Below are 21,221 nucleotides of genomic sequence, written 5' to 3'. Positions count from 1 at the left end.
TTACGGCTTCGGCGGCGCGCCGATGACCGGCGGCGCGTTCAGATCGAATCCACCCGGCAGACCCGAAGCACCAAGGCCGGGGATCTGGATCGAATCGAACTGCTTGTCGATCGCCTTCTGGTCGAGCTGAATCGCGGAGGCCTTGTAGTGCATCACCATGCTCGGGAAGAACACGACGAGGGCGACCATGATGCACTGGATCACCACGAAGGGCACCGCGCCCCAGTAGATCTGGCCGGTGGTGACGGGCTCCATCATCCGGCCGGTGACGCGATCCTTGTAGGCGTTCTTCGGCGCGACCGAGCGCAGGAAGAACAGGGCAAAGCCGAAGGGCGGGTGCATGAAGGAGGTCTGCATGTTCACGCCGAGGATGACACCGAACCAGATCAGGTCGATGCCGAGCTTTTCCGCCGCGGGTCCGAGCAGCGGCACGATGATGAAGGCCAGCTCGAAGAAGTCGAGGAAGAAGGCGAGCAGGAAGACCATCACGTTGACGACGATCAGGAAGCCCGTCGCGCCGCCCGGCAGGCCGACCAGCAGATGCTCGACCCAGAGATGGCCGTTGACGCCGTAGAAGGTCAGCGAGAACACGCGCGCACCGACCAGGATGAAGAGCACGAAGGCCGAGAGCTTGGCGGTCGATTCCGTCGCCTGCTTCAGCAGATCGAAGGTCATGCGCTTCTTGCCGTAGGCGAGCAGAATCGCACCGGCAGCACCCATCGCGCCGCCCTCCGTCGGTGTGGCGACACCGATGAAGATGGTGCCGAGCACCAGGAAGATCAGCGCCAGCGGCGGCACCATCACGAAGACGACCTGCTCGGCCATGCGCGAGAGCAGGCCGAGGCCGAGGAACTTGTTGACCAGCGCGATGACGAAGGAGATCGCCACCATCAGCGACATCGTCAGCACGACGAAATCGGCGCCCGCCTGCAGCTTGGTGAAGAGCTTCATGTAGGCATAGGCGAGGACGAGCGAGATGACCGCGACGACAAGCAGCGACAGACGGCGGGTCTTACCATCGGCATCCCGCAGGGTCTGCGCCTCCGGCGGCAGGCCGGGCGCGCGATTGGGATAGACGATCGTTATCAGGAAGACATAGCCCGCATACATCGAGGCCAGCACGAGGCCGGGAATGAAGGCGCCCTCGTACATGTCGCCGACCGAGCGGCCGAGCTGGTCGGCGAGCACGATCAGGACGAGCGAGGGCGGGATGATCTGGGCGAGCGTGCCGGAGGCCGCGATGACACCTGACGCAAGGCGCCGGTCATAGCCGTAGCGCAGCATGATCGGCAGCGAGATCAGGCCCATCGAGATCACCGAGGCCGCGACGACGCCGGTGGTGGCAGCGAGCAGCGCGCCGACGAAGATCACCGCATAGGCGAGACCGCCGCGGATCGGCCCGAAGAGCTGGCCGATGGTGTCGAGCAGGTCCTCCGCCATGCCGGAGCGTTCGAGGATCAGCCCCATGAAGGTGAAGAACGGCACCGCCAGCAGCACGTCGTTGTTCATCGTGCCGTAGATGCGCTCCGGCAGCGCCTGTAGGAAGTTCTCCTGGAACAGGCCGAGCTCGATGCCGATCAATGCGAAGAGCAGGCCGTTGGCGGCCAGCGCGAAGGCGACGGGATAGCCGAGCAGCAGGAAGACCACGAGCGCCGCGAACATCACCGGCGCCATGTTGACGCGCAGGAAATCGCCGACACCGCCGCCCGCGGCAAGGGCGTCGCCGGTATGGAGGCCGAAGAAGGCGAGGAGCGTGAGCGCGAGCAGCAGGCCGGCGGCGCGCGGAAGGCGATGAGCGTGCATGGGACGGTTCCGGACTTCTTGCGGGCCGCTCACGAGGCGAGGCCCTGTTCCTTGGCTTGGTCGAGCAGGCGCTGGGCTTCCGCCTCGGCGGCGGCCGCATGGCCGAGCGCCGCCTCGTGATCCTCCAGGTCGCCACGCATGATCGCGATCTGCTTGATGATCTCGGAAACACCCTGGAAGGTCAGCATCACGAAGCCGATGACGACGAGCCCCTTGGCCGGCCATTGCGGCAGGCCGCCAGCCGAAAGCGACTGCTCGTTGATCGCGTAGGAGCGCATGAAGAACGGCCAGGAATGATAGACGATCAGCAGGCAGAACGGCATCAGGAAGAGCACATGGCCGATGAGCTCGATCCATTGCCGCACGCGCTGCGGCAGCATGCTGTTCACGATGTCGATGCGGATGTGCTCCTTCACCTGCATCGTCCAGGACGCGCACATCAGGAAGACGGCGCCGAACAGCATCCATTGCAGTTCGAGCCAGGCATTCGACGAGACGTTGAAGACCTTGCGGATGATGGCGTTGATCGCCGCCACGAGGACCGCGACGAGGATCAGCCAGGCGATCTTTTTGCCGATCTGGCTGTTGACCGCGTCGATGACCCGGCTGATGGCAAGGAGACCCTTCACATTCCCGCTCCCGTGAGGGCGCAATTCTGCGCCGTTTCCGCCCCTTTGTCGGCAGGATCGGTATAGGAGGGATGCGCGCCACGCAAGACGGTACGGGTCTTATCCATTGGACGAAAGGCGGGGTCGCGGCTGCCTGTTTTCGCGTCAGCAGATGGCGGGAGAGTGTCGTCCGCAGCGAAGCGAATAATCCGTTATGTTCGCATTCATCTTCGGAGAACATTATTCTCCCGGCTGCTTCCACCCCATCGATTCGAGGCGCAGATGTGCCGCTTCCTCGCCTATTCCGGCGTTCCCGTCTTCCTCGAGGACTTCGTCGCCTCGCCCTGCCATTCGCTGATCCACCAGTCGCTCCATGCCGAGGAAGCCAAGACCGGCACCAATGGCGACGGCTTCGGCGTCGGCTGGTATGGCGAGCGGCCCGAGCCCGGCCAGTACCGCGAGGTCAGGCCCGCCTGGTCCGACGAGAACCTGCTCTCGATCGCACGGCAGGTGCGCTCGCATCTGTTCTTCGCCCATGTCCGCGCCGCGACCGGCACAGCGACGACCCGGGCGAACTGCCACCCCTTCGTCCATGGCCGCTATCTCTTCATGCATAACGGCCAGATCGGCGGCTATGGCGCGATCCGCCGGCGGCTGGAGGCCCTGATCCCGGATTCGCTCTACGACGCCCGCGCCGGCTCGACCGATTCCGAAGCGCTGTTCCTGCTCACCCTTTCCCATCTGGCCGAGGGCATGGCGCCCGGCCAGGCGCTGGCCGCAGCGATTGTCGATGCGCTCGCGCTGATGGAACAGGCCGGCATCCGCGAGCCGCTGCGCTGCGCGGCGGCGCTGGCCGACGGCGACAGCATCCATGCCATCCGCTGGTCCTCGGACACGAAGCCGCCTAGCCTCTATGTCTGCGAACGGCCCGACAGCGTCGTCGTCGCCTCGGAGCCAGTCGATGCCGCGCGCGAATGCTGGCAGGCCCTGCCCTGCAACACGCTGGTCACGGTGCGGGGCGGCGCGGTGACGTTCTCGCCCTTCGAGATTGCGCTGAAACAGGCGGCCTGAGCCGGTATCAGCCCATCATCGCAAGCTGCTGGCGGGCAGAACAGCCATGCGCCGCTCGCCCTGACACGCCCCCGGTTGCGTTCCTACGTCGAGAGCCTAGCCTTGCTGTCCGGCGAGGCTTCCTCCGCGAAAGGCACGGGCGATGAAGAAGGGTTCCGATCTTCTGGTCGAGGCGCTTGAGAACGAGGGCGTCGATCGCGTCTTCGGCGTTCCTGGCGAGGAAAATCTCGACGTCGTCGAATCCCTGCGCAAATCGAAGATCGAGCTGGTGCTGACGCGGCACGAGCAGGCCGCCGCCTTCATGGCCGCGACACATGGGCGCCTGACCGGCCGCCCCGGCGTCTGCATCGCGACCCTCGGGCCGGGCGCGCTCAATTTCTCGACCGGCGCTGCCTATGCCCATCTCGGCGCGATGCCGATGATCCTCATCACCGGGCAGAAGGCGATCATGACCGCGAAGCAGGCGCGCTTCCAGATCGTCGATGTCGTCGCCTCGATGCGCCCGCTGACCAAGATGACCCGCCAGATCGTCAGCCCCGCCAGCATTCCCTCGGTGGTGCGCGACGCCTTCCGCGTCGCGATGGAGGAGCGGCCGGGCCCCGTCCATCTCGAACTGCCCGAGGACGTGGCGGCCGAGGAGGTCGAGGACATTCCGGCGATCCCGGTCCATCCGCTGGACCGGCCGATCGCGCCGGCCGGAGCGATCGATCGGGCTGCACAGATGATCCTCGCCGCCAAGCGCCCGCTGGTGATGATCGGCGCGGCCGGCAACCGGCCGCGCCTGGTCGAGCCGCTCTCGGCCGCGGTACGCCGCATCGGCCTGCCCTTCTTCAACACGCAGATGGGCAAGGGCGCCGTCACCGGCGGCTCGAACCTCTATCTCGGTACCGCCGCGCTCTCCGAGGGCGACTATGTCCATGAGGCCGTCGCCGCAGCCGACCTGATCATCGCCGTCGGCCACGACACGATCGAGAAGCCGCCCTTCCTGATGCGCAATGCCGGCGGGCCGAAGGTGGTCCATCTCGGCTTCCAGTCAGCCAATGTCGAGCAGGTCTATCACCCCGACGCCGAGGTGATCGGCGATATCGGCGTCACGATGACGGGGCTCGCCGAGCGGCTGGAAGGCAAGCTGCCCGAGCAGAAGCAGACGCTGGAACTGCGCCAGAAGATCCTGGCGAAGATCAATGCCCGCTCGGAAGAGGACCGTTTCCCGGTGACGCCGCAGCGGCTCGTCCACGACGTGCGGGCGGTGATGCCGGAGGACGGCATCGTCTGCCTCGACAACGGCATGTACAAGATCTGGTTTGCGCGGAACTACCGCACCCATGTCGCCAATACGCTGTTGCTCGACAATGCGCTGGCGACGATGGGGGCTGGCCTGCCCTCGGCGATGATGGCGGCGATGCTGCATCCGGAACGGCGCGTCATGGCCGTCTGCGGCGATGGCGGCTTCATGATGAACTCGCAGGAGATGGAGACGGCGGTCCGGCTCGGGCTCAACCTCGTCGTGCTCGTCCTCAATGACGGCGCCTATGGCATGATCCGCTGGAAACAGGCCGTCGACCAGTTTCCGGATTACGGCATGACCTTCGGCAATCCCGATTTCGTCGTCTATGCCAAGGCCTATGGCGCCAAGGGCTCGCGCGTGACCTCGGCCGAGGCACTGGTGCCGACGCTGGAAGCCGCCTTCAAGGGCGGCGGCGTCCATCTCGTCGATTGCCCGATCGACTATTCCGAGAACACCCGCGTCCTCGTTGAGGAGCTCAGAAACAAGGTGCCGGACGTCGATCTCGCCTGATCCTCGGCAATCCCAGCGAATTCAAGGAGACGACCATGCTCCAGGTTGTGCAAGCCTATGACCGCGCTCCGATCACCGAGATCGAGACCGATGACGAGGCCGCGCTCGAACGCAAGCTCCAGGCGGCTGAGGCCGTCTTCAAGGATCGCGACAACTGGCTGAAGCCGCATCAGCGCATTGCGATCCTGCGCAAGCTCGCCGGCCTCCTCGAAGCCAGGCGCGACCATTTCGCCATGCAGATCGCGCGCGAGGGCGGGAAGCCACTGCCGGACGCCATCGTCGAGGCGAACCGGGCCGTCGACGGCGTCTACAATGCCGCCGAGGAGCTCCGGAACTTCGCCGGGCGCGAGATCCCGATGGGGCTCTCGGCGGCGGCCGCCGATCGCTGGGCCTTCACCACCAAGGAGCCGATCGGCATCGTCGCGGCGATCTCGGCCTTCAACCACCCGCTCAACCTGATCGTGCATCAGGTCGCGCCGGCGATTGCGGTGGGCTGCCCGGTCATCGTCAAGCCGGCCGGCACGACGCCACTCTCCTGCATCGATTTCGTCAAGCTGGTGCACGAGGCCGGCCTGCCGGAAGCCTGGTGCCAGACATTCGTGCCCGCAGAGACCGCGCTGGCAGAGAAGTTCGCGACTGACCCGCGCATCGCCTTCCTGAGCTTCATCGGCTCGGCCAAGGTCGGCTGGTACCTGCATTCGAAACTCGCCCATGGCGCCCGCTCGGCGCTGGAGCATGGCGGCGTCGCCCCGGCGATCGTCGACAGGAGCGCCGATCTCGACGGGATCATCGAGCCGATCGTGAAGGGCGGCTACTACCATGCCGGACAGGTCTGCGTGTCGACCCAGCGCATCTATGTCCATGACGCTGTTATCAACGACTTCACCGAGCGGCTCGTGGCGCGGGTGAAGAAGCTGCGCACCGGTGACCCTACCCTGAAGGACACCGAGGTCGGGCCGCTGATCATCCCGAAGGAGGCCGACCGCGTCGCCTCCTGGATCGACGAGGCGGTGAAGGGCGGAGCCCGGCTCGCCACCGGCGGCAAACGCCTCTCGGAGACGACGCTGGAGCCGACGGTGCTGATCGACCCCGATCCGGCAGCGCGCATCTCCAGCGAGGAGGTCTTCGGCCCGGTCGTCGCGATCTACCGATACAGCAAGCTCGACGACGCCATCGCGCGGGCAAATTCCCTGCCTGTCGCCTTCCAGGCCAGCATCTTCGCGCAGGATATCGATGTCGCGATGCGGGCGGCAAACCGGCTCGACGCCTCCGCCGTCATGGTCAACGACCCGACCAGCTTCCGCGTCGACTGGATGCCCTTCGCCGGCCGGCGCGTCTCTGGCTACGGCACTGGCGGCATCCCCTACACGATGCACGACATGACGCAGGAGAAGATGATCCTGCTGAAGCGCCGCTGAGGTTTTTTGGTCTCGCCGTCATGGTCGGGCTTGTCCCGGCCATCCACGTCTTCCCTTGTCCGATGCGGTGTTCAAGACGTCATGCTCGCCACCGGGGCGAGCATCACGGTAGCGGCAAGACGACAACGCCGAGACGCGTGCAGCTCCATGCTCTCGCAAGTATCCGGAGCATTCTCAATAGTTTACGATCATTCTAAACTATCAGGATTTGGTTGACCCCTGCGCTGCGCCTGCCTAGGCACGGAGGATCTGCGCCGCGAATAGCCTGATCGCGACGTGCAACCGGGCCGGGTTCGCCGTGATCGTACCGTTTCTCATCATGCTCCGCGAAGGCATCGAGGCCGCGCTGATCGTCGGCATCGTCGCGAGCTATCTGGTCAGGAGCGGGCGGCGCGAGTGGCTGCCGGCGCTCTGGATCGGCGTCGGCCTCGCCTGCGCGGTGAGCCTCGCGGCCGGCGCGGCGCTCGACATCATCGTCGGTGAATTGCCCCAGCGCGGACAGGAATTGTTCGAGGCCGTGATCGGCCTGATCGCAGCGGCGATGCTGACCTCGATGGTGTTCTGGATGCGCAAGGCGGCGCGCTCGATCAAGGGCGAATTGCAGGCCGGCGTCGATATGGCGCTGGCAGGCCCACATCAGGGGCTCGCGCTGGTCGGACTCGCCTTCCTCGCCGTCGTGCGCGAGGGGCTCGAATCCGTCTTCTTCCTGCTCGCCACCTTCCAGCAGAACAGCGGCTGGGCTCCTGCGATTGGAGCCGGACTCGGCATCGGATTGGCGGCCATCATCGGCTATGCGATCTATGCGCTCGGGGTGAAGCTCAACCTGCGCAGCTTCTTTCGCTGGACCGGCATCCTGATCCTGTTCGTTGCGGCCGGACTCGTCGCGAATGCGGTGCGTTCCCTGCATGAAGCCGGGCTCTGGAACCATCTCCAGCGGAGCGTCTACGATCTCGGTACGGTGCTGCCGGCCGACAGCGCGCTCGGCACAGTCCTTTCCGGCTTCTTCGGCTATCAGGAGCGGGCGGTGCTCGGCGAAGTCATCGCCTATCTCGCCTTCCTGATCCCGATGCTTGCCCTGTTCCTGGCCGGCGGCCGGCCGGAACAGGCAGCCGCAGCGCCCCGCCTCGAAACGCGGCGCTCGCCCCGCCTGAAACTGGCGGGCATCGGCACGTTGCTGCTGGTCTGTGGCGGCGCCGGCGCCTTCATCTATGCGGCCGGCACCGGCGCACGGCGAGCGGCCCAGGCCGGCACGGCCGATATCGCCATCGCGATCACCGACCGGACCTGCCAGCCGGCATCGCTGACGATCCCCGCCGGCAAGGCCAGCTTCATCGTGAGCAATCGCAGCGAGCGCGTGCTGGAATGGGAGATCCTCGAGGGCGTCATGGTCGTGGAGGAACGCGAAAATATCGCGCCCGGCCAGTCGCGGCGGCTGACGACACGGCTCGATCCGGGCGAATACGCCATCACCTGCGGATTACTGAGCGCACCGCGCGGCCGCCTGGTCGTGCAGGCTTCGACGACGCAGCCGCATCCGGCCCTGACCCTGATGGACGTGGTCGGGCCGGCCGCCGAATATCGCGCCTTCCTGAGCGAACGTTCGGTCGCGCTCGGCACCGCGCTCGACGCCCTCGAAAAGGCACGGGGCGCCGGCGATACGCAGGCCGCGGACAAGGCCCGTCGCGACGCCGCGGTACTGCTGCCCGCCCTCCGGCCCGCGGCGGCGGGCGATGCCGAGCTCGAAACCCTCTTCGGCAAGCTGCAAGCGGCCCTGGCGGGCGATGCAACGGCAGCGGATGCCGAGGCCTTCCGCAACGCGCTCGCCCAGCGCACCGTCCTGCCCGATACGATGCTGGCCGGCGCGATCAACCTCCTGTCGCCCCCGGACAGCGAGACCGGCTCGCCCGAGGATGTCGCCGCCGCGCGCGATATCGCAAAGCTGCTGCTGCCGCTGACAGCACGCGTCGACCCCGAGCTGGCAGGGCGCGTCCGGGCCGACCTCGTGGCCTTGCCCAACGACGCCAAGCCGGGCGGGGCGCTGCGGGCGCTGACCGAGGATCTCGCGGCCATGCGCAAGGCGCTCGCTTTGCCCGAAGCGGAGCGCAAGTCATGACCAAGCCGACCAATCCCTTTACCCCCTCGCGACGCGCGCTCCTGACCGGCGGCGCAGTCGCCCTCGGTAACGCCTCATTGGCGCAGGCAGCGACCGAACCGGTCCAGAATCCGGCAGCTGCGCCGGAAAGCGGCACGACCGCCCAGCGCCAGCCCTTCCATGGCATCCATCAATCCGGCATCGTCACGCCGCGCCCGGCGACCGGGCTCGTCGCCGCCTTCGACGTCACCGCGACCTCGCTCGACGAGCTCGAACGGCTGTTCCGGCTGCTCAGCGAGCGCATCGCCTTCCTGATGCAGGGCGGAGAAGCCCCGACCGCCGATCCGGGCTTTCCGCCGCCCGACAGCGGCATCCTTGGGCCGGTCATCGCGCCCGACAATCTCACCGTCACCATCGCGCTCGGCGCTTCGCTCTTCGACGAGCGTTTCGGACTCGGGCCGCTCAAGCCGAAGCATCTGCAGCGGATGAAACGCTTCCGCAACGATGCGCTCGACGGCGCGCTCTGCCATGGCGACCTCTTGCTGCAATTCTGCGGCAACACCGCCGATACCAGTATCCATGCGCTGCGCGACATCCTGAAGAACGCACCGGACCTGCTCCTGCTGCGCTGGAAGCAGGAGGGCACGGTGCCGGTGCTCAAGCCGAAGCAGGGCGAACCGGCCGAGAGCGCACGCAACCTGCTCGGCTTCCGCGACGGCACCGCCAATCCCGACGCCGCCGACACCGCGCTGATGGATCATCTCGTCTGGGTGCAGTCCGGACCCAGTGAGCCGGACTGGGCCGCGAATGGCAGCTATCAGGTCGTCCGGATCATCCGGAATTTCGTCGAGCGCTGGGACCGCACGCCGCTGGGCGAGCAGGAAGCGATCATGGGCCGCGAGAAGGCGAGCGGCGCGCCCTTCGGCGGCAGACGCGAATATGACGAACCGGTCTATGCCGACGATCCCGAGGGCAAGCGCACCAGGCTCGATGCCCATATCCGGCTCGCCAATCCGCGCCGGCCGGAGACCGAAGGCAGCCGCATGTTGCGCCGGCCTTTCAACTATTCCAACGGCGTCACGCGCGCCGGCCAGCTCGACATGGGGCTGCTCTTCATCTGCTTCCAGCAGGACCTCGAGCGCAGCTTCATCGCCGTGCAGAAGCGGCTCGATGGCGAGCCGCTGGAGGAATACATCAAGCCCGTCGGCGGCGGCTATTTCTTTGCCCTGCCCGGCGTGCCGGATGGCGGGAGCTATCTCGGCGCCGGGCTGATCCGGGCCGCGCGCGGCATCGCACCGGCCTCGACGACCTCTTCCCCCCGCAAGACAGGAGATTGATATGAGCTTGCGTCTCGCAGGGCTGGCCGGAGCCAGCCTGATCGCCGCTGTGACCGTCGGATCGGCGCAGGCCGCCTCGCCGCTCGACCTCGTGGCGCCGGTCGCCGAATACAAGCTCTATGTCTCCAAGGGAGTCGACCAGCTGGTGAAGGACACCAAGACCTTCACCGACGCGGTCAAGGCCGGAGACCTCGCCAAGGCCAGGGCGCTCTATGCCCCGACGCGCGTCTCCTACGAGATGATAGAGCCGGTCGCCGAGCTGTTCAGCGATCTCGACGGCAAGATCGACGCGCGCGCCGACGACCATGAGAAAAAGGAAGAGGACCCGGAATTCACCGGCTTCCATCGCCTCGAATACGGGCTCTTCGCCAAGAACAGCACGGAAGGGCTTGCTTCCTTCGCCGACAAGCTCATCGCCGACGTCACCGAATTGCAGAGCCGCATCAAGGGCCTGACGGTTCCGCCGGACAAGATGGTCGGTGGCGCGGCGGCGCTGATCGAGGAGGTCGCGGCGACCAAGATCTCCGGCGAGGAAGACCGCTACAGCCATACCGATCTCTGGGACTTCCAGGCCAATGTCGACGGCGCCAAGAAGATCGTCGACCTGCTGCGGCCGCTCGTCGTCAAGGAAGACAAGGCGCTGGCCGGGAAGATCGACGCCAATTTCGCGACCGTCGACAAGACGCTGGCCAAGTACAAGCTTGGGGATGGCGGCTTCGAGACCTATGACAAGCTGAGCGAGGCTGATCGCAAGGCGCTGGCCGCGATGATCACGACGCTGGCGGAGGATCTCTCGAAGCTGCGCGGCGTGCTCGGCCTCGGCTGACATCAACCGGTTACGCAAGCGCGCCACTCGACAGGGGGGAGCCGATGCGCCATGGACGGCGCATCGGCGCGTGACGCCCCTCGCAATCCTGTCAACGGACCGCCAGCATGACCGCCTCCACCACGAACGCTCCCGCTTCCCAGGGCCGCATCGCCCTGCTCGGTGCGCCCATCGAGGTCGGCGCCTCGCGCCGCGGCGCCCTGATGGGCCCGGCCGGCTTGCGCACCGCCGGCCTCGTCAGCGTGCTGGAAAGCCTCGGCTACACGGTCAGCGACCATGGCGACATCCTGCCGCGCGACCTGACCACGGTCGACGGCCCGGCCCCGGCCAATGCCCGCTTCTACAACGAGATCGCCGCCTGGATGCGCGCGCTCAGCGCCCGCGCCTACGAGCTCGCCCGCTCCGGCGACACGCCGATCTTCCTCGGCGGCGACCACAGCCTGTCGATGGGCTCGGTCAATGGCGTCGCCCGCCACTGGCAGGAGCAGGGCCGCAAGCTCTTCGTGCTCTGGCTCGACGCCCATGCCGATTTCAACATGCCGGCGATCTCGCCCTCCGGGAACATGCACGGCATGTCCTCCGCCTTCCTCTGCGGCGAGGCCGGGCTCGACGACCTGCTGGGCTCCGAGCCGCGCGCCTCGATTTCGCATGAGCAGCTCAGCCTGTTCGGCATCCGCTCGATCGACCCGCTGGAGAAGGCCGCCGTGAAGGCGCGCGGCGTCGACATCGCCGACATGCGCGCCATCGACGAGCATGGCGTCGGCGTGCTGATCCGCAAGGTGATCGAGAAGGTGCGCGCGGCAAACGGCGTTCTGCACGTCTCGTTCGACGTCGATTTCCTCGATCCGCCACTGGCGCCCGGCGTCGGCACCACCGTGCCGGGCGGCGCGACCTATCGCGAAGCGCATCTGGTGATGGAGCTCTTGCACGATTCCGGGCTGGTCCGCTCGATGGATATCGTCGAGCTCAACCCCTTCCTCGACGATCGCGGCCAGACGGCCCGCCTCGCGGTGGAGCTCGCCGGCAGCCTGTTCGGCCAGCAGATCACCGATCGGCAGACGCCGTCGAACGCGATCGGCGCGGCATAAGCCGCATTTCCGCGAAAGCCGATCTTCATCCTTGCCTGATAGAGGCCATTTCGTCGGCTTTCGGTCGATGGAATGGGTTCAAGCATGAAGATCGCGCTCGTCGGGACGGGGTTCGTCGCCGACTACTACATGACCACGCTGGCGAACCACCCGACGCTCACGCTCGCCGGCGTCTGGGATCGCGACGCCGCGCGGCTGGAAGCCTTCCGCGCCTTCCACAATGTTCCGGCCTATCCGGATCTCGATGCCCTGCTGGCTGACGCCGCAGTGCAGATCGTCGTCAACCTGACGACGCCGGAGAGCCATTACGAGATCACGAGTCGAGCACTCGCGGCCGGCAAGCATGTCTATTGCGAAAAGCCGCTGGCGATGGAGCTGGCGCAGGCCGAGGCGCTGGTCGCGCAGGCGCAAGGCTCCGGGCTGACGCTCGCCACCGCGCCCGCCAACGGGCTCAGCGATGCCCATCGCCTCGTCGAGAACGCCTTGCGCTCCGGCCGGATCGGGACGCCTCGCTTGGTCTACGCCGCGCTGGAGGACGGCCCGGTCTTCCGCGACAAATGGGCAAGCTGGCGCTCGCGCTCGGGCGCGCCCTGGCCGGGGCTGCACGAGTTCGAGATCGGCTGCACGCTGGAACATGCCGGCTACGCGCTGTCCTGGCTGGTGACGCTGTTCGGCCCGGTCGAGAGCCTGACCGCCTTCTCCGCCGTGACCTTCCCCGACAAGGGACCGGGCACCGAACAGATCACGATGGCGCCGGATTTCTCCGTGGGCTGCCTGACCTTCCGCTCGGGCGTCGTCGCAAGGCTGACCAACGGGCTTGCCGCGCCCCGCGACCGCTCGCTACAGGTCTTCGCCGAGAAGGGCTCGCTGACGGTGCGCGACCTCTGGGACAATCGCTCCGTGGTCCATGTCGAGGAGACCGGTGCGCCGCGACCATGGCTCGGGCGCATTCTGACGCGGGCCGAAGCCAAGCTCGGGCGTGCGCTGCCGTGGAAGCCGACGCCGGGGCGCAAGCTGACCTATCCGGCCCAGCCGATGAGCAAGGCCCTGCCCGGCTACCCCTCTCAGATCGATTTCATGCGCGGCGTGGCGGATCAGGCCGAGGCGATCCGGCGCGGCGAACCACCGCGTTTCTCGGGCGCGCTCGCCCTGCACATCACGGAGCTTGCGCTCGCCCTCAACAATGCCCGCGACCTGGCCCAGCCCTATCGGCCACGCTCGCGCTTCTGAGAGCGGCGGATAGGGCTGGGCCTCTCAGCTCACAGTCCTGAACTGCTCGCGCTGCGAGAACAGCGAGGCCGTCCCGCCGGTATGGAGGATGCAGGCGGGCTCGCCCTGCGGAATCGTGCCATTGGCGACGAGGTCGAGGAAGCCGGCGCAGGTCTTCGCCGTGTAGACATGCTCGATCAGGATGCCCTCGGTGCGGGCGAAGGCGACGATCGCCGCTTCCGATTCGAGGGTCGGCACGCCCCAGCCGCCGCCGAGATGAGCCATGTGATAGTGCAGCGGAGCCTCGCCGAGATCACCGACCGCTAGGCCAGTCCGCTCACCGATGCCCTCGTAGATCCGGCGGATGCGCTCCTCCAGTTCCGCCTGCCCGTATTCGACGCTGACGAGATGGACCTGAAAGGGGTGGCCGAGCAGGGCATTGCCGAAGATGAAGCCGGCCTCGGTCGGCCCCATCGAGCCCGCCAGGAAGACATGGCGGAGCGGTGCCGATTCGCGCTGCGACTGCTCATGCAGTTCGAAAGCGGCGAGGACATAGCCGAGCGCGCCCAGAACGGCATCGCCGACGATGTAAGGCGTCCGTCCCTGCCGCATCAGCTCCGCGGCCGCGGCCTTCATCGCCGCCGCACGCTCTTCCTCGCCGACCGGGCCGATGAAGCGGGTTTCCGCGCCGAACAGCCGGTTCAGGAACGAGCGCTCGCGATTCGCAGGGCTGTCCTCGGCATTGTGGATGATCAGGCAATCGAGCCCGGCCATCGCGGCCGCCGCCGCGGTGAGGCGGCAGAGATTCGAGGTCGCCCCGCCCGCGACGAGGACGATGTCGGCGTGCTCGCGCAGCGCGGCGCCGAGCCAGAATTCGAGGCTGCGCAGCTTGTTGCCGCCGAGCCCGATCTCCATCAGGTCGTCGCGCTTCATGTAGAAGCCCGGACGACCGAGCTTTCGCTCGAAGCCGGAGAGCCGCTGCAAGGGCGTCGGCGCCTTGACCAGGTCGTAGCGCGGCTCGCGCAGAATGCTCTGCAAACCCGACGTCACGCCGACCGCTTCTTGCGATCGTCCTTGCGCGGATCCGGCTCGGCCGCCGACTTGGACGCCCGCGCGAGCGTCTTGATCGCCAAGGGCGGCTTGCCCGACTTTTCCGAAATGACCTGATCCTGCTCCATGATGGCGGTGCGGGCCGGCTCATCGCCGTCCAGGCCGCCGAGCAACGCCGTCGGAACGCGCCGGTTCGAGGTCCTCGAGCCGTCCTCGTAGACGACATCGAACATGGTGAACTCGGTATCGAGGGCTTTGGATTTCGTGCGCTTGGCCATTCCTGCTTCCTTGTCCGGAGCGTGCAACTCTCACGCTGACGCTCGCACGGCAAGCCGCCGGGATGATTCGCGGCTTCCAGCGGAGCAAAGGGAGGCGCCAGCGTGTCGATGAGGCGAGAGGGAGGGAGCGCTTGGCCGATTCCGCCGCTCGGGCTCGGCCGATCCGCGATATGCGGCAGAGCTTGGACGAATCAGGCCAGGCGCGGCGATGATCTTCCATCACGCTTTCAGCCGGCCCCGGACCGTTCGCAATTTGGGGAGCGCCGAAGCGTCGATCCGCAACGAACCAAGGCAGCCGTTCGCGGAGGAAAGAGATTTGGTGGAGCCAGGCGGAATCGAACCGCCGACCTCTTGAATGCCATTCAAGCGCTCTCCCAACTGAGCTATGGCCCCACTCGCGATGATCGGCTTGGGGACCGATCACCAACCGGATTTTGGTACCGCCTCGGCGGTTCCGTCCGGGCCGCCCGGCGGCGACGAAGCGCTCTATAGGCGGCTCGGGCGGAAGACACAAGCGCCTAATGTCGCTTTGTCGTCATCTTTTTCAGAGGCTGAGGATCAGTTGTCCTCGTCGCCCTCGATGTCGCCATCGATCAGGTCGGCGACGTCGTCGTCGCCTTCCTCATCTTCCTCGAGGAAGGTGTTGTCGTCCTCGTCGTCGCCGACGTCCTCGACCTCGATATCGTCCTCGCTGGTGACGACGGCTTCCTTCTCCGACGCCTCGGCATCGGCCTCGTCGAGCGAAACGATCTCGACGGCGCTGTCGGCGGACTCGGTCTCGTCCTCCTCGTCGGGCTCCGGCTTCGGCGCCGGCGCGGCCTTGGCCTGCGGCTCGAAGATCGCCCGGGGATAAGCCTGCCCTGTATAGGGCGAGACGATCGGGTCCTTGTTCAGGTCGTAGAATTTGCGCCCCGTGACCGGGCAAACGCGCTTCGTTCCGAGTTCCGGTTTCGCCACTGCGTCGGACCTTCAACTATCATGTTCTGAAAAGCAGGCGCGTCCGTTAGTCGGGGCGAGCGATGCTGTCAAATACTGATTTGCAGGGAGCGTCAAACCCGGAACTCGAAGCGACGGTTTCGCGCACCGCGCCGCGCGCGTCTTGGCGCGCCGCGCGCGACCATGCTACGGCCTTGCGCGCATTCCTTTTCGGCCCGCTTGCAGAGACCGCGCCCCGTGTCCCACGACCATGAACCCGTCCCCGTCACCGCCCGCGCAGGCGGCCCCCTCAAGGGCCGCGTCCGCGTGCCCGGCGACAAGTCGATCTCGCACCGGGCGATGATCTTCGGCCTGCTGGCGATCGGCGAGACCAAGGTCACCGGCCTGCTCGAAGGCGAGGACGTGATGCGCACCGCCGCCGCGGCCCGCGCGCTCGGCGCCATCGTCCATCATGACGGTCCGGGCGCCTGGCGCGTGCAGGGCGTCGGCGTCAGCGGCTTGCGCGAACCGGCCGGCATGCTCGATTTCGGCAATGCCGGCACCGGATCGCGCCTGATGATGGGCGTCTGCGGCTCGCACCCGATCACCACGACCTTCGACGGCGACGCCTCGCTGCGCAAGCGGCCGATGCGGCGCATTCTCGATCCGCTCGAACAGATGGGCACCGTCGTCGTCTCGCAGCAGGAAGGCGGGCGCGTGCCATTGACGCTGCGCGGTCCGAAGGAGGCGATCCCGATCGTCTATCGCCCGCCTGTCGCTTCGGCGCAGATCAAGTCGGCCGTGCTGCTGGCCGCGCTCGCCGCGCCCGGCGAAACCACGGTGATCGAGGCGGAAGCGACGCGCGACCATACCGAGAAGATGCTCGCTCATTTCGGCGCCGAGATCACGGTGACGCAAGAGGGCGAACATGGCCGGCGCATCGTGCTGAAGGGCCAGCCGGAGCTGAAAGCGGCGCCGATCGTCGTGCCGGCGGACCCGTCCTCGGCCGCCTTCCCTCTGGTGGCGGGGCTGATCGTGCCGGGCTCGGACATCTTGATCGAGAGCGTGATGACCAATCCGCTGCGCTCGGGCCTGCTGACCACGCTGCGCGAGATGGGCGCCGACATCACGATCGAGCGCGAGGCCAACGAGGGCGGCGAGACGGTCTGCGACCTGCGGGTGCGCGCCTCCGGCCTCAAGGGCGTGACGGTGCCCCCCGAGCGCGCGCCGGCGATGATCGACGAATATCCGGTGCTGGCGGTGGCCGCCTCCTTCGCCACGGGCACGACGCGGATGCGCGGCCTGCAGGAATTGCGCGTCAAGGAATCCGACCGCCTCGCCGCGGTCGAAGCCGGGCTGAAGGCCGCCGGGGTTAACTGCCGGATCGAGGGCGACGACCTGGTCGTCGAAGGCTCGGGTGGCGGACCGGTGCGTGGCGGCGGGCCGATCGCGACCCATCTCGACCACCGCATCGCGATGAGCTTCCTCGTCCTCGGGCTGGCGACAGAGCAGCCGGTCGTGGTCGACGACGGCGCCATGATCGCGACGAGCTTCCCGAGCTTCATCCCGCTGATGAACGGGCTCGGAGGCCAGATCGGATGAGCGCGGCGACGCGGCCCGGCCGCCTCGTCATCGCCGTCGACGGCCCGGCCGCATCCGGCAAGGGCACGCTCGCGCGCCGGCTGGCCGTGCATTACGGCCTGCCCTATCTCGACACCGGCCTGCTCTACCGGATGGTGGCGCGCGCCATGCTCGATGCCGGGCACGACATCCACGACGCCATCGCAGCCGAGCAGGTCGTCAATAGCTTCGACGAGACCGCCTTCCCCGAGGAGCGGCTGCGCGGCCGCGAGATCGGCGAGGCGGCTTCCGTAGTCGCGGCCATGCCGGCCGTGCGCGCCGGCCTGCTCACCCGGCAGCGGCGCTTCGCGGCGCAAGCGGGTGGGGCCGTGCTCGACGGACGCGACATCGGCACGGTGATCTGCCCGGAAGCGCCGGCCAAGCTCTTCGTCACCGCGACACCGGAAGTCCGCGCGGCACGCCGGCACAAGGAACTGGTCGGGCGCGGCGAGGCGGTCACCCTCGACGGCATCCTCGCCGATATCCGCCGCCGCGACGCGCGCGATTCCGGCCGCAGCGATGCCCCGCTCAAGGCGGCCGAGGATGCGGTGGTGCTCGATACCTCGGCGCTGACCGTCGAGGAGGCGGCCTCCGCCGCGATCGGCATCGTCGAAGGCCGCCGCGCCGCCTGAGAGCGCCGCTCGCGAATTTGCTATCGAAACAGGCGCCGTCAGCCGGATTTTCCGGCTTGGCGGGTGTCTCGCCCAAGCGCACACTCTCCCATCGCGACAACGCGACGGAGGTGGCGATGCGGCGCTGGCTGTACGGTCTCTCATGTCTGGCAGCGGCGGCGCTCTGGCAGCCCGCCCTGCCACGAGCGCAGACGGCGACGCCACCGCCCGAGGAGGTCGACGTCGCGCTCGTGCTGGCGGTCGACGTTTCCTATTCGATGGATCTCGACGAGCTCGCTTTGCAGCGCAACGGCTATATCGAGGCCTTCCGCTCCAAGCAGCTTCACGACGCCATCGACAAGGGCGCGATCGGCAAGATCGCCGTGACCTATTTCGAATGGGCCGGCGGCAGTTTCCAGTACGTCGTCCGACCCTGGAAGGTGATCGACGGCCCGGCCGCGGCGATGGCCTTCGCCGAAGAGCTCGGCGAGGCGCCGACACGACGCGGCCGGCGCACCTCGATCTCGGGCGCGATCGATCTCGGCGTGCAATTGCTGGAGCAGTCGAACGTGACGGCGATGCGGCGCGTGATCGACATCTCCGGCGACGGCGCCAACAATGACGGGCGCCCGGTCACCACGGCGCGCGACGAGGCTGGTGCCAAGGGCATCGCCATCAACGGCCTGCCGGTGATGCTGAAACAGGCAGGCTATTTCGACATCGACAATCTCGACACCTACTACACCGACTGCGTCATCACGGGGATCGGCGCCTTCGTCATTCCAATCCGCGAGAAGAGCCAGTTCGTCGAGGCGACGAAGACGAAGCTGCTGCGCGAGATCGCCGAGGCGCCGGCCGATGCCACGGTCCAGAAGGCACAGTCCGGCAATATCGCGACCTGCCTTGCCGGCGAGCGGCAATGGCGCGACCGGATGGGGAATTAGATTTACGTCCCCCTCGGCTTCGCCCGCGTCGTCGGTAGCGCGGCGGCGGGGTCGTCCGGCCAGAGATGGCGGGGATAGCGGCCCTTCATCTCGGATTTCACGGCAGTCCAAGAGCCGCGCCAGAAGCCGGGTAAATCGCGGGTGACCTGGATCGGGCGGTGTGCCGGTGAGAGCAGTTCCAGCACCAGCGGCACGCGCCCGCCGGCCAAAGCCGGATGGATCGCGAGGCCGTAGAGTTCCTGCACACGCACCGAGATTGTCGGGCCGGCCTCGGCGGCATAGTCGACCGCGAACGAGGAGCCGGTCGGCGCAGTGAAATGCGTCGGCGCCTCCTGATCGAGCCGGCGCTTCAACTCCCAGGGCAGGAGGCCCGCCAGCGCCGAATCGAGATCGGACGCTTGAATCGCCGCGAGCGAGGCGCGCCCGAGGAGATGCGGCGCCAGCCAGAGCTCCGGCTCCTGCGACAGGCCTTCATCGGAAAGGGCGGGCCAGCCAACTTCCGGTTCTGCCTTGCGCAGGAAGGCGGTGCGCTCGCGCAACTGGTTCTGCCCCTTGCTCCAGGGCAGGAGACCGATGCCGAGCGCGGCGATGCCTTTGGCCAACACCTCGGCATTCTCCGACGTGTTCGCAACGGAGAGGGGTCGCTCGGACAGAGAAAGCGCTCCGTAACGGCGCACGGCCCGAACGCGCAGGGCGCGCGCCGTGCGATCGAAGCTCGCCTCCTCGCGCTCCGCGATGGCGAAGGGGGCGAGGTCATGCGAGACGAGCGCCGCGATCTCGGCTTCGCTGATCGCGGCGGCGGCCATGATGCGGGCCTGCTGGGCCGAGCCGGTCATCTCCGCAACGACGACGTAAGGCTCGCGCGCCAGGCGCTGCGACGGCTCCAGCGCGCCGCCACGGCCATTGGCGAGGAGGTACTGGCCCGAACCCGGCGCGCGGGCCTTGGCGACACGGTCGGGATAGGCGAAGGCGAGCAGGAGCCCGGGCGACAGGATATCGTCGGTTGAAGCCTGATCCTTGCCGACGCTGCGCCCGGCGATTCGTGCCCAGCCTTCGGCAAGACGGCGCATATCGCCGGCTCGGCCACCGCGCTCGCGGCCGTAGCGTTCCAGCCGTTCGGCCAGATCGATCACATCGCCGCCGAGACCGCGCTCGACCAACACGGCAGCAAGATCGGCGGCTGCGTCCGCCTGTCCGAAGCGGGCAGCAGCCACGACCATGCGGGCAAGGCGCGGCGGCAGGGGCAGGGCCTGCAAGGCGCGTCCATCAGGCGTGATACGGCCATCGGCATCGAGCGCGCCGATATTGCTGAGCAGGGCGCGCGCCTCTTTGAGCGCAGGCGCGGGCGGCGGATCGAGGAAGGCGAGGCTCAATGGATCGCCCACCCCCCATGCGGCGCAGTCGAGCAGCAGCGGGCTGAGGTCGGCGGAGAGGATTTCCGGCCGGGCGAAGGCTTCGAGCGCACCGGTCGCGGCCTCCTCCCAGAGCCGGTAGCACACGCCCGGCTCGGTACGGCCGGCGCGGCCCCGGCGCTGGTCGGCGGCGGCGCGGCTGACGCGGCGGGTCTCCAATCGGGTCACGCCGATATCCGGCTCGTAGACCGGCACGCGGGCGAGGCCGGAATCGATCACGACGCGCACGCCCTCGATCGTCAGCGAGGTCTCGGCGATGGCCGTCGCGAGCACGATCTTGCGCCTGCCGGCGGGTGCCGGCAGCACGGCACGATCCTGCTCACGCTGGTCGAGCGCGCCGTAGAGCGGAGCGATCTCGACAGCCGGATCGCGCAATCTCTCGCGCAACCGCTCCTCGACGCGGCGGATCTCGCCCTGTCCGGGGAGGAAGACAAGTTGCGAGCCCGGCTGCTCGTTCAGCGCCAGCAGAACCGTCTCGGTGACCTGATCCTCGATGCGCTTCAGCGGGTCGCGGCTGCGATAGCGCGTCTCGATCGGATAGGCGCGGCCCTCGCTCTCGATCACCGCAGCGTCGTCGAGCAATTTGGCGACGCGGGCGCCGTCGAGGGTCGCGGACATCACGAGGATGCGCAGGTCCTCGCGCAGGCCGCCCTGCGCATCGAGCGCCAGCGCGAGGCCGAAATCGGCATCGAGCGAGCGCTCGTGGAACTCGTCGAAGAGCACGGCGGCGACGCCGTCCAGCGCGGGATCATCGAGGATCATCCGGGCGAAGACGCCTTCGGTGACGACTTCGATGCGTGTCTTCGGACCGATTTTGGAACCGAGACGCACACGCAGGCCCACCGTGTCACCGACGCGCTCGCCCAAGGTCTGCGCCATCCGGTTCGCCGCGCCGCGTGCCGCCAGCCTTCGCGGTTCGAGCACGATCAGCTTGCCGCCTTTGGTCCAGGGCTCGTCGAGCAGGGCGAGCGGCACGCGCGTGGTCTTGCCGGCGCCCGGCGGGGCGACCAGCACAGCGTTAGGCCTCGCGCACAGGGAAGCGGCGAGATCGCCGAGGACGGCATCGATCGGAAGGGCGGTGTCGAAGGCGCGCATGCCAGGCCGATGTGGCGCAGGCGCGTGCCGCACGCAAGCCACTCGC

The 21,221-nt window shown here is 67.6% G+C and carries 17 protein-coding genes, 1 tRNA gene and 1 pseudogene; 12 read left to right on the top strand and 7 right to left on the bottom strand.

Features of this window, described 5'->3' with window-relative positions:
* Nucleotides 1–1,674, bottom strand: coding sequence for a TRAP transporter large permease (locus ASE61_RS25440; protein WP_082617760.1), 1,674 nt, complete (start codon nt 1,672–1,674; stop codon nt 1–3).
* 158 nt (nt 1,675–1,832) lie between these two features.
* On the bottom strand, nt 1,833–2,432 hold the full coding sequence (locus ASE61_RS25435) for a TRAP transporter small permease subunit (protein ID WP_061971754.1): 600 nt from the start codon (nt 2,430–2,432) through the stop codon (nt 1,833–1,835).
* Nucleotides 2,433–2,693: 261 nt separating this feature from the next.
* Here ASE61_RS25435 and ASE61_RS25430 point away from each other — a divergent pair, with 261 nt between their 5' ends.
* The 9 genes and pseudogenes from ASE61_RS25430 (at nt 2,694) to ASE61_RS25395 (ending at nt 13,271) form a co-directional block, all read left to right on the top strand.
* Nucleotides 2,694–3,482 carry a class II glutamine amidotransferase gene (locus ASE61_RS25430; protein WP_061971752.1) on the top strand — a complete coding sequence of 263 codons (789 nt, stop codon included), beginning with the start codon at nt 2,694–2,696 and terminating at the stop codon, nt 3,480–3,482.
* Between the two features lie 142 nt (nt 3,483–3,624).
* On the top strand, nt 3,625–5,280 hold the full coding sequence (locus ASE61_RS25425) for an acetolactate synthase large subunit (protein WP_061971750.1): 1,656 nt from the start codon (nt 3,625–3,627) through the stop codon (nt 5,278–5,280).
* Between the two features lie 35 nt (nt 5,281–5,315).
* A complete protein-coding gene (locus tag ASE61_RS25420; protein WP_061971748.1) occupies nt 5,316–6,698 on the top strand; it encodes an aldehyde dehydrogenase family protein in 1,383 nt (460 codons plus the stop codon).
* Between the two features lie 298 nt (nt 6,699–6,996).
* Nucleotides 6,997–7,812, top strand: a pseudogene (gene efeU / locus ASE61_RS27335) (iron uptake transporter permease EfeU); the annotation flags it as partial.
* 57 nt (nt 7,813–7,869) lie between these two features.
* Nucleotides 7,870–8,811, top strand: a complete 942-nt coding sequence (locus tag ASE61_RS26965; protein WP_244493034.1) for a cupredoxin domain-containing protein — start codon at nt 7,870–7,872, stop codon at nt 8,809–8,811.
* Nucleotides 8,808–10,127: an iron uptake transporter deferrochelatase/peroxidase subunit gene (efeB, locus tag ASE61_RS25410; protein ID WP_061971746.1), complete on the top strand. Its 1,320-nt coding sequence runs from the start codon at nt 8,808–8,810 to the stop codon at nt 10,125–10,127. Before ASE61_RS26965 ends, efeB begins: the two co-directional genes overlap by 4 nt.
* A gap of 1 nt (nt 10,128) precedes the next feature.
* Nucleotides 10,129–10,953 carry an iron uptake system protein EfeO gene (gene efeO, locus ASE61_RS25405; protein ID WP_061971744.1) on the top strand — a complete coding sequence of 275 codons (825 nt, stop codon included), beginning with the start codon at nt 10,129–10,131 and terminating at the stop codon, nt 10,951–10,953.
* A 107-nt stretch (nt 10,954–11,060) separates the two neighbouring features.
* Complete coding sequence (rocF, locus tag ASE61_RS25400) at nt 11,061–12,041, top strand: arginase (RefSeq protein WP_061971742.1); 981 nt, start codon at nt 11,061–11,063, stop codon at nt 12,039–12,041.
* 84 nt (nt 12,042–12,125) lie between these two features.
* Nucleotides 12,126–13,271, top strand: coding sequence for a Gfo/Idh/MocA family protein (locus ASE61_RS25395; protein ID WP_061971740.1), 1,146 nt, complete (start codon nt 12,126–12,128; stop codon nt 13,269–13,271).
* A gap of 24 nt (nt 13,272–13,295) precedes the next feature.
* On the opposite strand, the gene ASE61_RS25390 is transcribed toward ASE61_RS25395, so the two are convergent.
* The 4 genes from ASE61_RS25390 to ASE61_RS25375 all read right to left on the bottom strand — a co-directional run bounded on the left by ASE61_RS25390 (nt 13,296) and on the right by ASE61_RS25375 (nt 15,535).
* Complete coding sequence (locus tag ASE61_RS25390; RefSeq protein WP_244493026.1) at nt 13,296–14,300, bottom strand: pyridoxal-phosphate dependent enzyme; 1,005 nt, start codon at nt 14,298–14,300, stop codon at nt 13,296–13,298.
* Entirely contained in the window at nt 14,297–14,578 is a 282-nt protein-coding gene (locus tag ASE61_RS25385) for a hypothetical protein (RefSeq protein ID WP_061971738.1), read from the bottom strand. The genes ASE61_RS25390 and ASE61_RS25385 overlap by 4 nt, the downstream gene beginning before the upstream one ends.
* Nucleotides 14,579–14,895: 317 nt before the next feature.
* Nucleotides 14,896–14,971 (bottom strand) — tRNA-Ala (locus tag ASE61_RS25380).
* Between the two features lie 165 nt (nt 14,972–15,136).
* Nucleotides 15,137–15,535 (bottom strand): TIGR02300 family protein, encoded by a 399-nt coding sequence (locus ASE61_RS25375; RefSeq protein ID WP_061971736.1) that lies wholly within the window; start codon nt 15,533–15,535, stop codon nt 15,137–15,139.
* 216 nt (nt 15,536–15,751) lie between these two features.
* On the opposite strand from ASE61_RS25375, the gene aroA reads away from it, so the two are divergent.
* The 3 genes from aroA (at nt 15,752) to ASE61_RS25360 (ending at nt 18,668) form a co-directional block, all read left to right on the top strand.
* Nucleotides 15,752–17,095, top strand: coding sequence for a 3-phosphoshikimate 1-carboxyvinyltransferase (gene aroA / locus ASE61_RS25370; protein WP_061971734.1), 1,344 nt, complete (start codon nt 15,752–15,754; stop codon nt 17,093–17,095).
* A complete protein-coding gene (cmk, locus tag ASE61_RS25365) occupies nt 17,092–17,745 on the top strand; it encodes a (d)CMP kinase (protein ID WP_061971732.1) in 654 nt (217 codons plus the stop codon). The genes aroA and cmk overlap by 4 nt, the downstream gene beginning before the upstream one ends.
* Before the next feature lie 116 nt (nt 17,746–17,861).
* Complete coding sequence (locus tag ASE61_RS25360; protein WP_061971876.1) at nt 17,862–18,668, top strand: DUF1194 domain-containing protein; 807 nt, start codon at nt 17,862–17,864, stop codon at nt 18,666–18,668.
* A gap of 2 nt (nt 18,669–18,670) precedes the next feature.
* On the opposite strand, the gene hrpB is transcribed toward ASE61_RS25360, so the two are convergent.
* On the bottom strand, nt 18,671–21,175 hold the full coding sequence (gene hrpB / locus ASE61_RS25355) for an ATP-dependent helicase HrpB (protein WP_061971729.1): 2,505 nt from the start codon (nt 21,173–21,175) through the stop codon (nt 18,671–18,673).
* Nucleotides 21,176–21,221 lie beyond the last annotated feature (46 nt).

Origin of the sequence: Allobosea sp. Root670 (genome assembly GCF_001429415.1) — a bacterium.
GTDB lineage: Bacteria > Pseudomonadota > Alphaproteobacteria > Rhizobiales > Beijerinckiaceae > Allobosea > Allobosea robiniae.
This window is presented reverse-complemented; position numbering and strand designations above follow the sequence as displayed.